General features: G+C 69.5%; 11 protein-coding genes and 1 riboswitch. All 11 genes read left to right on the forward strand.

The window, feature by feature from the left end; all coding sequences use genetic code 11:
• The coding region (locus ACFQ36_RS16405; RefSeq protein ID WP_377015446.1) for an Rne/Rng family ribonuclease at positions 1–2301 on the forward strand (2301 nt) is incomplete at its 5' end.
• 82 nt (positions 2302–2383) lie between these two features.
• Positions 2384–2485, forward strand: a riboswitch (TPP riboswitch).
• A gap of 66 nt (positions 2486–2551) precedes the next feature.
• Complete coding sequence (locus tag ACFQ36_RS16410; protein WP_377015448.1) at positions 2552–2683, forward strand: hypothetical protein; 132 nt, start codon at positions 2552–2554, stop codon at positions 2681–2683.
• Positions 2684–2703: 20 nt separating this feature from the next.
• Positions 2704–4245, forward strand: a complete 1542-nt coding sequence (thiD, locus tag ACFQ36_RS16415; RefSeq protein ID WP_377015450.1) for a bifunctional hydroxymethylpyrimidine kinase/phosphomethylpyrimidine kinase — start codon at positions 2704–2706, stop codon at positions 4243–4245.
• A 281-nt stretch (positions 4246–4526) separates the two neighbouring features.
• Positions 4527–4835, forward strand: a complete 309-nt coding sequence (rplU, locus tag ACFQ36_RS16420) for a 50S ribosomal protein L21 (protein WP_377015465.1) — start codon at positions 4527–4529, stop codon at positions 4833–4835.
• A gap of 54 nt (positions 4836–4889) precedes the next feature.
• On the forward strand, positions 4890–5162 hold the full coding sequence (rpmA, locus tag ACFQ36_RS16425; RefSeq protein ID WP_377015452.1) for a 50S ribosomal protein L27: 273 nt from the start codon (positions 4890–4892) through the stop codon (positions 5160–5162).
• Between the two features lie 129 nt (positions 5163–5291).
• Positions 5292–6848 (forward strand): GTPase ObgE, encoded by a 1557-nt coding sequence (gene obgE, locus ACFQ36_RS16430; RefSeq protein ID WP_377015457.1) that lies wholly within the window; start codon positions 5292–5294, stop codon positions 6846–6848.
• An 88-nt stretch (positions 6849–6936) separates the two neighbouring features.
• Complete coding sequence (gene proB, locus ACFQ36_RS16435; RefSeq protein ID WP_377015467.1) at positions 6937–8034, forward strand: glutamate 5-kinase; 1098 nt, start codon at positions 6937–6939, stop codon at positions 8032–8034.
• 96 nt (positions 8035–8130) lie between these two features.
• On the forward strand, positions 8131–9456 hold the full coding sequence (locus ACFQ36_RS16440) for a glutamate-5-semialdehyde dehydrogenase (RefSeq protein ID WP_377015459.1): 1326 nt from the start codon (positions 8131–8133) through the stop codon (positions 9454–9456).
• A gap of 234 nt (positions 9457–9690) precedes the next feature.
• Entirely contained in the window at positions 9691–9915 is a 225-nt protein-coding gene (locus tag ACFQ36_RS16445) for a hypothetical protein (protein ID WP_377015461.1), read from the forward strand.
• Complete coding sequence (gene nadD, locus ACFQ36_RS16450; protein ID WP_377015469.1) at positions 9912–10577, forward strand: nicotinate-nucleotide adenylyltransferase; 666 nt, start codon at positions 9912–9914, stop codon at positions 10575–10577. Before ACFQ36_RS16445 ends, nadD begins: the two co-directional genes overlap by 4 nt.
• Positions 10578–10620: 43 nt before the next feature.
• On the forward strand, positions 10621–11841 hold a 1221-nt coding region (locus tag ACFQ36_RS16455; RefSeq protein ID WP_377015463.1), incomplete at its 3' end, for a hypothetical protein.

The raw sequence follows: 11841 nt of genomic DNA on the forward strand, positions 1-11841 counted from the left end.
GCCGAGGCCGGCGCGCCTGCGGAGGAGGGCACCGGTGAAGCTGCCGAGGCGGCCGACGTCGTGACCTCCCGCCGTCGCCGCCGTCGCCGCCGCGGCGACCAGGACCTGGAGCTGACAGGCGGGCTGGACGATGACCCGCCCAACACCATCACCCGGGTGCGGGCGCCGAGGCCGGCGTCCGAAACCGCCCCGAGCGACCGGGTGGCCGCGGTGAAGGGATCCACCCGGCTGGAGGCCAAGCGCCAGCGCCGCCGCGAGTCCCGGGAGTCCGGCCGCCGTCGCCAGGTGATCACCGAGGCCGAGTTCCTGGCCCGGCGCGAATCCGTGGACCGCCAGATGGTGGTCCGCCAACGGGACGAGCGGATCCAGATCGGCGTGCTCGAGGACGGCGTGCTGGCCGAGCACTTCGTCTCCAAGACCCAGCAGGACTCGCTGATCGGCAACGTGTACCTGGGCAAGGTCCAGAACGTGCTGCCCAGCATGGAGGCGGCCTTCGTCGACATCGGGCGGGGCCGGAATGCCGTGCTGTATGCCGGCGAGGTCAATTGGGATGCCGCGCACCTGGACGGGCAGCCGCGGCGCATCGAGCTGGCGCTGAAGTCCGGCGACTCGGTGCTGGTACAGGTGACCAAGGACCCGGTGGGGCACAAGGGCGCGCGGCTGACCAGCCAGATTTCGCTGCCCGGACGCTTCCTGGTCTACGTTCCGGGCGGCTCGATGACCGGGATTTCCCGGAAGCTGCCGGACGTGGAACGGAACCGGCTGAAGAAGATCCTCAAGGAGCATGTGCCGGACGGCGCCGGAGTGATCGTGCGCACCGCGGCGGAGGGGGCCAGCGAGGAGGAGTTGATGAACGACATCAACCGCCTGCGCGCCCAGTGGGAAGCGATCGAGAGCCAGGCCGCGTCCACCAAGACGCTGGCGCCGGAACTGCTGTATGCCGAACCGGACCTGACCATCAAGGTTGTCCGCGACGTCTTCAACGAGGATTTCTCCAAGCTCATCGTTTCCGGTGACGAGGCCTGGGACACCATCGAGGCCTACGTGACCTACGTGGCCCCGGACCTGGTGGACCGGCTGGAAAGGTGGACCTCCGAGGAGGACATCTTTGCCGCCAAGCGGATCGACGAGCAGATCCACAAGGCGCTGGAACGGAAGGTCTTCCTGCCCTCGGGCGGCTCGCTGGTGATTGACCGCACCGAGGCGATGACCGTCGTCGACGTCAACACCGGAAAGTTCACCGGCTCGGGCGGCAACCTGGAGGAAACCGTCACCAAGAACAACCTCGAGGCCGCCGAAGAGGTGGTCCGCCAGCTGCGGCTGCGGGACATCGGCGGCATCATCGTGATCGACTTCATCGACATGGTGCTCGAATCCAACCGCGACCTGGTGCTCCGGCGCCTGGTCGAGTGTTTGGGCCGGGACCGGACCAAGCACCAGGTGGCCGAGGTCACCTCGCTGGGCCTGGTCCAGATGACCCGCAAGCGCATGGGCACCGGCCTGCTGGAGGTCTTCGGCGAGCAGTGCGAGCACTGCGGCGGCCGCGGCGTGGTCACGCACGAAGAGCCGCTGGAGCACCGCCGGTCGGCCGTGGCCGCCGAGCACCACCAGCACCAGCTGCGGGAGAAGCAGATCCGTGCCGAGAAGCCGTCACGCAGCGAGAAGCGGCGCAACCGGGGCCAGAACCAGCCCCAGGAGCAGCCGACCGCCGAGGCGCAGCAGCACGAGGAAGCCGAGCGCCAGGCCAAGGCCCGCGCCGCGCTGGCGAACATCGCCGCCGCGGCCCACGCGGCCCACGAGGCCGAGGAGCATGCCGCCCATGCGGTTCAGGAACGTGGGACGGTCTCCGCGGAGGCCGGTTCGCCGGTCCTGACCATCAATGGCGAAAAGGTCGCCCTGCCCCGGGCCGAGCACTCCCCGGCGGCGGTGGAAGAGCCCGCGCTGACCTTGGAGAGCCTGACCGAGGCCTTCAACCGGGTGGCCTCGGCCCCTGCCGAAACGGGCACGCCTGCCCACACCGGCACCGCGGACACCGCCGGCACCACGGACACCGCCGGCACCGCCGGCCGGCGCCGCGGACGGCGGCACCGCTCGGCCAGCCGGGCGCAGGGTGCGGCCAACGAGAGTGCCGTCGAGCAGGCCTCGGGGAACCGGGCAGAGGGCACGGGACATTCCTTCACCGCCCACGCCCCGGCCGTGCCGGCCCCGGCGGAAGAAGCCGGACCGAAGCAGCCGAAGGAAGAGGCAGGCCAACCGGGCCCGATCATCCTCGGCGTCGGGGTTCCGGCCTCGGAACTCTAAGGACACTGCCGGCCGGCAGCGCAGGCAACGGCCCGGGCCCCCGCAACAATGCGGCGGTCCCGGGCCGTTGCTATAGGCTGGGACGAGTGACACGGGGTGCTGGCCCGCCGGGGCGCAGCTGAGATGGATACCCGTTGAACCTGATCTAGTTCGGACTAGCGAAGGGATGCCACGAATGACTGTTCGCTACCCACCAAGAGACTGTGCCCGGCGGCCTGCCACATGGCGGCGCCGGCAGCGCCTTGTTCGGTTGAGCGACGCCACCGGACTGGAGCTGCGCGAGGCGGCTGCCGTCGCCGCGGGGACGGTGGAGGCGGCCGGCGTGAAGGCGCCCGGCTCCGGCGTCGCCGCCGCGGCAGGGAGGCCGGCGCAATGGAACTGACACAGGAACCGACACAGGACATGACTTTGGAAACAGCACAGCAGAAACTGCAGGAATCGGCGCCGGACCGGGCTGCCGCACCCCGGCCGCGCCCGGTGCCCCGGGTGCTCAGCATTGCCGGCACGGACCCCACCGGAGGCGCGGGGATCCAGGCGGACCTGAAGAGCATTGCCGCGCACGGCGGCTACGGCATGGCCGCGGTCACCGCGCTGGTGGCGCAGAACACCTGCGGCGTCCGCTCGGTCCATACCCCGCCGGCCGCCTTCCTGGCCGAGCAGCTGCAGGCGGTCAGCGACGATGTCGCCATCGACGCGGTCAAGATCGGGATGCTGGGGGACACCGCCACCATCCACACGGTCAAGGCCTGGCTGGAAGAAGCCCGCCCGCCGATCGTGGTGCTGGACCCGGTCATGGTCGCCACCAGTAATGACCGGCTGCTGCAGCCGGAGGCCGAGGACGCCCTGCGTTCCCTGCTGCCGCTGGCACACCTGGTCACCCCCAACCTGCCGGAACTTGCCGTCCTGCTGGATGTCCCGGTGGCGGCCGGCTGGAACCAGGCACTGGAGCAGGGCCGGGAACTCTCCCGCCGCCACGGACTGAAGGTGCTGGTCAAGGGCGGGCACCTGCACGGGGCCGACAGCCCGGACGCGCTCGTGGACGCTGCAGCCGGGCCGGGCAGGGATGTGGTGGAGCTGTCCTCGCCGCGCGTGGACACGGAGAACACGCACGGTACCGGGTGCTCGCTGTCCGCGGCGATGGCCACGGTGCAGGCCCGCACGCTGGACTGGGCGGAAAGCCTGCGCCGGGTCAAGCACTGGCTGACCGGAGCCTTGGAACGCTCCGGCGAACTGGACGTGGGCCGCGGGCACGGACCCATCCACCATTTCCACCACCTGAACCCCGCCGACGCCTCGCCCGCGGGGTTCAGCGAGGACCTGTGGCGCCGGACCAGCAGCGTGCGGGAGGAGATCCTCGCCCTGCCGTTCATCCGCGAACTGTCCGCCGGCACGCTGGCCGAGGAACACTTCGGCTACTATCTGGCCCAGGATGCCCGGTACCTCAACGGCTATTCGCGGGTACTCGCCCGGGCCAGCGCCCTGGCACCCACCGAGGCCGAACAGCTGTTCTGGGCCAAGGGGGCACACCAGTGCCTGGAGGTGGAGGCGGAGCTGCACCGCAGCTGGCTGGCCGGACGCGCGGTGTCCGGGGAGCTGGGCCCGGTCACCAAGCAGTACGTGGACCACCTGCTGGCCATCGCCGGTGGCGGAGGCTACGGCGAGCTGGTGGCCGCCGTGGTTCCCTGCTACTGGCTCTATGCCCATGTGGGGGAGCAGCTGCAGGCCCGGCATGGCGGGGACCCGGACCCCCACCACCCCTATGCCGCCTGGCTGCAGACATACGGGGACGAGAGCTTTGCCGCGGCGACCCGGCAGGTGGTGGCGATTATGGATGGGGCGGCGGCCGCGGAAACGGAGGCCGGACGGCAGCGGATGCGCACGGCCTTCGAACAGTCCTGCCGCTACGAGCTGGATTTCTTCGACGCCGCGCGTGTCTATGCGTAGCCCGCAGCCCGGCTCCGCGTAGACTGGTACAGGCTTTGGGGCCGGTTCCGCCGCGGCGGGAAGGTGCCTTGGCCGGACGGGGATCCCCGGGGGCGGTGCGCCGTTCCGCTGCTGCGTCATTTGCGGGAATTAGCCGCCATGGCGTAGGCTGGATCTTCGGTGCGACCGCCTTCGACGGAAAAATCTCGTGGGCGTGACTGCACAGCGCTGAACGGGCGGAATCGCCGCCTGCACCTTGAAGCGCAGAAATGTATTAGACGTCGAGAGAAGTGAGTTCCCAAGTGGTGTACGCGATTGTCCGCGCCGGCGGCCGCCAAGAAAAGGTTTCCGTTGGAGACTTCGTGACCCTGGACCGCGTCGCCGGTGGAGCCGGCAGCACCATCGAGCTGCCCGCACTGCTCCTGGTCGACGGCGACAAGGTCACCTCCGAGGCAGACGCCCTGTCCAAGGTCACGGTTACCGCCGAGATCATCGAGAATCTTCGTGGACCGAAGATTGTCATCCAGAAGTTCAAGAACAAGACCGGCTACAAGAAGCGCCAGGGCTTCCGCGCTGACCTGACCAAGGTCAAGGTCACCTCCATCGCCTAAGTGCGCTGCGGGTCCCCGAGAAGTTTTCCAAGACACAAAAGGTAGGCATAGCTAATGGCACATAAGAAAGGTGCGAGCTCCACTCGCAACGGTCGCGATTCCAACGCACAGCGTCTGGGCGTCAAGCGCTTCGGCGGCCAGGTTGTCAACGCCGGCGAAATCCTCGTCCGCCAGCGCGGTACCCACTTCCACCCGGGCGCCAATGTCGGCCGCGGCAAGGATGACACGCTGTTCGCCCTCGAGGCCGGCGCCGTCGAGTTCGGCACCCGCCGTGGTCGCCGCGTGGTAAACGTGGTGGGCACAGCCGCGGCAGCAGCTGCCGAGTAATTCAGCAGCTCCAGCAAGCTGTGTGGTGAGGCGGGCCATCGGTCCGCCTTACCGCTGTTTAACCAGACTAAAATCACGGATGGGCCGAAAGCCCGTCCGGCATCATGCCCCAGTATCAAGGAGATAGACGTGGCAACTTTCGTTGACCGGGTAGTTCTGCATGTATCCGGCGGGACGGGTGGCCACGGGTGCGTCTCCGTCCATCGGGAGAAGTTCAAGCCCCTCGGCGGCCCGGACGGCGGCAACGGCGGCAACGGCGGTGACGTCATCCTGCGCGTGGACCACCAGACCACCACGCTGCTGGACTATCACCATGCCCCGCACCGCCATGCCACCAACGGCGGACCGGGCATGGGCGACTGGCGGGACGGCAAGAACGGAGAGACCCTGGTGCTTCCGGTGCCGGACGGCACGGTCGTCAAGAGTCCCGACGGCGAAGTGCTGGCTGATCTGGTCGGCGAGGGTGCCGAGTTCGTGGCCGCCGCCGGCGGCCAGGGCGGGCTGGGCAATGCCGCCCTGTCCTCGCCCAAGCGGAAGGCGCCCGGGTTCGCGCTGCTGGGCATCCCCGGGGAGTCCCGCGACATTGTCCTGGAACTGAAGTCGATCGCCGATATCGCCCTGGTCGGCTTCCCGTCCGCGGGCAAGTCCAGCCTGATCGCGGCGATGTCGGCGGCCCGGCCGAAGATCGCGGACTACCCGTTCACCACGCTGGTCCCGAACCTGGGCGTGGTGCAGGCCGGCGATACCCGGTTCACCATTGCCGACGTGCCCGGGCTCATCGAAGGCGCCAGCGAGGGCAGGGGGCTGGGCCACGACTTCCTGCGCCACGTGGAGCGCTGTGCGGCGCTGGTGCACGTGCTGGACTGCGCCACGCTGGAAGCGGACCGCAATCCGATCGCGGACCTGGAGGTCATCGAGGCCGAACTGGACAAGTACGCGGTGGACATGAGCTACGCCGGCGCGGACGGGGAAGTCGTCCCGTTGAACCAGCGGCCGCGCCTGGTGGTCCTGAACAAGGTGGACATGCAGGACGGACGGGACATGGCCGAGTTCGTCCGCCCGGAACTGGAACAGCGCGGCTATCGGGTCTTCGAGGTCTCGGCCGTGACCCGCGAGGGCCTGCGCGAGCTGGGCTTTGCCATGGCGGAGATCGTCGAGGCTGCCCGCGAGTCCGTCAAGGCGGCCCCGCCGAAGGTCAAGCCCGCGGTACTGCGGCCGCGGGCGGTAAACGAGACGGGCTTTACCATTCGCCGTGAGGAAAAGGGCCTGCAGCCGCTCTTCCGCGTCCGCGGCGACAAGCCGGAACGCTGGGTCAAGCAGACGGACTTCACCAACGACGAGGCCGTGGGCTACCTGGCCGACCGGCTGGCCAGGCTGGGTGTGGAGGAGAAGCTGTTCAAGTCCGGGGCCAAGCCGGGGGACACCGTGGTGATCGGCGGGGAGGACGGCGTGGTGTTCGACTGGGAGCCGACCATGGTAGGCGGTGCCGAGCTGCTGGCGTCCCCGCGTGGCATGGACGCGCGGCTGGAAGAGTTCGTCCGTCCCACCCGCGCCCAAAAGCGCGAGGAATACCAGGAGCGCAAGGACGCCAAGGCGGCCGCCCGCGCCGAGCTGGAGGCTGAGCGCAAGGCGGGCATCTGGACCGAGTCCTACGGGGAGCAGTCCGGCGATGACGATGACCACTGACGCCGGCCGGACCGGGAGCACCGGCAAGGCACGCGCTGCCGTGAAGGCGCCGGTGCGGGCGAAGAAACCGGTGCGGGCGGACCGCAGCCTGCTGCGCACCGCCAAGCGCCTGGTGGTCAAGGTAGGCTCGTCATCGCTGACCTCGCTGGCCGGGGGAATCTCCGAAGAAGCGCTGCTGGCGCTGGTGGACGTGCTGGCCGAGCGGCGCAATGCCGGTTCGCAGATCATCCTGGTCTCCTCCGGGGCGATTGCCGCCGGCCTGGCGCCGCTGGGGCTGGGCCGCCGGCCGCGGGACCTGGCCACCCAGCAGGCAGCGGCCAGCGTGGGACAGGGCCTGCTGGTCGCCCGCTACACCCAGGCCTTTGGTGCCCACGGCATCACCGTGAGCCAGGTCCTGCTCACCGCCGAGGATTTAATGCGGCGCCAGCACTACGCCAATGCCTACCGCGCGCTGAACCGGCTGCTGCACCTCGGCGTCCTTCCCGTGGTCAACGAAAACGACACGGTGGCCACGCACGAAATCCGCTTCGGCGACAATGACCGGCTGGCCGCCCTGGTGGCCCACCTGGTCAAGGCCGACGCGCTGGTCCTGCTCTCCGACGTCGATGCCATCTACGACCGTCCGCCCCGGGCCGGCGGGACCAGGATTCCCCTGGTGGCCGGCCCCGAGGACCTGGCCGGAGCGGACATCGGCAGCACGGGCAAGGCCGGCGTCGGCACCGGCGGCATGGTGACCAAGGTTGATGCCGCCAACATTGCCGCAGGCTCGGGGATCCCGGCGCTGGTGACCTCCACCCCGAACGCCGCCCGGGCCCTGGCCGGCGAGGATGTGGGCACCTGGTTCAGCGTCAACGGCTCGCGCCGCACGCCGCGGCTGCTCTGGCTGGCGCACCTGGCCTCCATCCAGGGGCGGCTGACCCTTGACGACGGCGCGGTGCAGGCCGTGCGCGAGCGCCACCGTTCGCTGCTTCCGGCAGGGATTACCTCCGTCAAGGGCGATTTCGAGCCCGGGGACCCGGTGGAACTGGCCGACGCGCAGGGCCGGGTGATCGCCCGCGGGCTGGTGAACTTCTCCTCCTATGAACTGCCGCGCATGCTGGGACGTTCCACCCGGGAACTGGCCTCCAGCCTGGGCCGGCAATACGAGCGTGAAGTGATCCATGTGGATGACCTGGTGGTCCTGTAGCCGTTCGGCGGCCGCCCAGCTTCCTCCGGACGAAGGCTCCTGCCGCTTTCCTGACGGGCGCGCCCAGCTCGGGTGCTTCCCTGTAATATCGAAGGCATGACTGAGACAGCCGTACCCCAGACCCCTGCCGGAGCCGCCGCATCGGAGTCCGGCGCCGTCCCGCGGGACGTCACCGGGGCTGTCCACGCCATCGCGGACCTGGCCCGCGTAGCCTCGCGGAAGCTGGCCCGTGCCAACCGTGCCTGGAAGGACCGCGCCCTGCTGGAGATCGCCGATTCGTTGGTGGCCAGACGGGACCTGGTGCTCGCGGCCAACAGGCAGGACGTGGAAGCCGGCCGGCAGAACGGCACCAGCGCGGCCCTGCTGGACCGCCTGAGCCTGGATACCGGCCGGATCGACGGACTGGCCGCCGCCCTGCGCAACCTGGCCTCGCTGCCGGACCCGGTAGGCACGGTGGAGCGCGGCCAGACCCTGCCCAACGGCCTGCGCCTGCGCCAGGTGCATGTGCCCATGGGTGTGGTCGCCGCCATCTACGAGGCCCGCCCGAACGTCACCGTGGACATCGCCGGGCTGGCCCTCAAGAGCGGCAATGCCGTGATCCTGCGTGGCGGCAGCGCTGCCGCGCACACCAACGCCGCCCTCATCGGCATCATCCAGGACACCCTGGACCGGGTGGGCCTGCCCACGGACGCCGTCCAGACGGTGGACGAATACGGCCGCGAGGGTGCCAACGCCCTGATGCGGGCGCGCGGGCGGGTGGACGTACTCATTCCCCGCGGCGGACATGACCTGATCCAGACCGTGGTCAACAATGCCCGCGTTCCGGTGATTGAAACCGGCGAGGGGAACGTCCACATCTTCCTGGACAAGTCCGCCGGGGAGGAGATGGCCGTAGACATCCTGCTCAATGCCAAGACCCAGCGCCCCTCGGTCTGCAATACGGTGGAGACCCTGCTGGTCCATTCGGAGGCCCCGGCAGCCCCGGCCGTGCTCGCCGCGCTGGCGGCTGCCGGGGTGCGGCTGCACGTGGATGACCGGGTGGCAGCCTTGCTGCCCGACGGCGTGCAGGGACAGTCGGCCACCGACGAGGACTGGGGCCGGGAGTACATGGACCTGGACCTGGCCGTGGCAATGGTGGACTCCATGGATGAGGCGATCGATCACATCCGCAAGTGGACCACCGGCCACACCGAGGCGATCATCACCAATGACTTGGCGAACTCGGAGAAGTTCATTGCCGAAATCGACTCGGCCGCAGTGATTGTCAATGCCTCCACCCGCTTTACCGACGGCGGCGAACTGGGCCTGGGCGCCGAGGTGGGTATTTCCACCCAGAAGATGCATGCCCGCGGTCCGATGGGGCTGCAGGAACTGACCACCACCAAGTGGATCGTCCAAGGCGACGGCCAGGTCCGCAGCTAACCCCGTCCTCCGGCCAAATTGGCCACCAGATGTCGCCCCGCGGCAGAAATTGGCCAATAGATGTCGCCTGCCGCAAAAAATCGGCCGGTACCTTCCAGTCACCGGAACCTTGGGTTAGCAGGGTGTCCGACCGCGTTGCGGAATTCGGTTCCCGCCGCGAACCGCGTACCATGGAAATGATTCCTTTTACCGCGCGGCAGGTGCCGCCGGGCCGACCATCCTCCAGGGAGAACCATGCTGACCCAGGTCCTTGCCGCCGCCGAGACAGCCGGCGAAGCCCACGCTGAAACCATCTCGCCGTACGCCGTGGGCATTGGCATCTTTGCCGTCTTTCTGCTCCTGATGTTTGCGACCATCGCGTTCCGAAGCGTGGGACAGCGACACCCTGCGGTCGAGGAACATGCGGATCCGCACCGCCAGCATCCGGCCAAGCACCCGGGTCCCGGCGCCCGACACTGAACCGGTCAGTGGGATCGCGCGAAACTTTTGCGACCTCGAAGGCACCCGGGCCGGAGCGTAAGTTTCGGCTCGGCATAATGGGCGGGACGTTCGATCCCATCCACCACGGCCACCTTGTGGCCGCCAGCGAGGTTGCCTCCGTCTTCGGGCTGGACGAGGTGGTCTTTGTCCCCACCGGCGAGCCGTGGCAGAAATCCCATCGGGAGGTCAGCCCTGCCGAACACCGGTACCTGATGACCGTGATTGCGACGGCGTCCAACCCCCGCTTCACCGTGAGCCGGGTGGATATCGACCGTCCGGGGCGGACCTACACCATCGACACGCTGCGTGACCTGCAGGCGGCCCGGCCCGAGGCGGAGCTGTTCTTCATCACCGGCGCCGATGCCATGGCACAGATCGTGTCCTGGAAGGACATGGACGAACTGTGGTCCCTGGCCCATTTCGTGGGTGTCACCCGGCCCGGCCACGTCCTGCACAACCTGGGCCGGGACGATGTCAGCCTGCTTGAGGTGCCCGCAATGGCCATCTCCTCCACGGATTGCCGCGAGCGGGTAGCGCATGACCATCCCGTCTGGTACCTGGTACCCGACGGAGTAGTACAGTACATAGCCAAACACCGTCTATACCGGCCCGTAAATGCGGGTGCGGGCGTACCGGCCTGACGCCGGCCGCAGAAAAGACCACAGTACGGGGTAGAAGTAGTTCATGAGCCAGGAATCCCAGCCGCCGCGGAGCCGCCGCGAGGCCCGCATGCAGGCACGCCGTGCGCCGTCGTCCGGCTCCGAGCAGCGTGGCCGCGTGGCGGTCGAGACCCCTCAGTCCCTCGGTGCCGTCCCGGTTCCGGCCCGGACCGCTGCGCCGGGGCGAACCGGCGGGGAAGCGGCGGATGCTGCCGCAGGTTCAGAGCGGGCTTCGCAGGCCCGGGCGCGGGACCGCGAGGTGCGCCAGGCCTACAACGCCCTGACCGGCGCGCTGCCCAAGATCGCGCCGCCGGACGCCGCAGCCGTGCCCACCCGGCGCCAGTTGCGCATGCAGCAGCTGGAACGCGAGCACATGCTGAACACCGCGGGAACCGGATCCGATCCGTCCTCCCCGGCAGGCGGCAGCCCGGCCGAGGCCGCGCCGTCGAAGCAGGCCGATGCCAAGGAGTCATCGGGAAGTTCCGCCAAGGTGACGGATGCCGCCTACCAGCCGGAACGGCCGGCCCTGCGCGGCGGCCGCCGTGACCGGCGCGAACGCCGGAAGCCCCAGCCGGACGCGGAAGCAGCCGGCCTGACGGCGGAAGAGGCGCTGGCCGCCCGCGAAGAGCTGATGGACCAGGCGGCCGGCCTGGCCGACCTGATCGGAGTGGAGCCGGGGCAGGATCCGGGCAAGGTCGACCTGAAGCTGCTGGCCGAGCAGAAGGCCCTGGCCGAACGCGCCGCCATCCTGAACCGCCGTGCGGCGGACAAGCAGCGCCTGAGCGCGGAAACCCGGCAGGGCCGTGACTCCGGCGGGACGCCGGCGGCACCGCGCGACCCGGTTTCGGCGCCGATGGAATTCGTCCGGCTGCCCGGCAGCGACCGGCAGGTCATGCGTCCGGCGGCGACCTCCTTCGTTCCGATCGTTACCGATCCGACTCCGGCACAGCGCCAAGCCGGTTCCAAACCGCCGGCTGCCACGCAACCGGTGGCCAAGGTCGGGCCCGCAGCCAAGTCCGGCGCCGCCAGGCCGCAGCCTGCCGGGACCGAAGCGGCGCAGAAGCAGCAGCCAGGCCAGGCAGCACCCCGGACCCAGGCAGTGCCCGCGGTGGGTCCTGCCGCCAAGGCCGCCCCTGCCGCCAGGACGCAGCCGGTGGACACGGCAAAGCCTGCTCCGAAGACCGCTGCCGCCCCGGCAACGGAGCCGGTAGCGCTGGTCCGGCCCGGCACCAGGACGCCGGCCGCC

Source organism: Arthrobacter sp. GCM10027362, from assembly GCF_042679445.1.
GTDB lineage: Bacteria > Actinomycetota > Actinomycetes > Actinomycetales > Micrococcaceae > Crystallibacter.

Coding starts and splice junctions, on each gene's coding strand:
- rpmA (WP_377015452.1), top strand. CDS start 4,890: ATGGCACATAAGAAAGGTGCGAGCTCCACTCGCAACGGTCGCGATTCC.
- ACFQ36_RS16445 (WP_377015461.1), top strand. CDS start 9,691: ATGCTGACCCAGGTCCTTGCCGCCGCCGAGACAGCCGGCGAAGCCCAC.
- ACFQ36_RS16440 (WP_377015459.1), top strand. CDS start 8,131: ATGACTGAGACAGCCGTACCCCAGACCCCTGCCGGAGCCGCCGCATCG.
- thiD (WP_377015450.1), top strand. CDS start 2,704: ATGACTTTGGAAACAGCACAGCAGAAACTGCAGGAATCGGCGCCGGAC.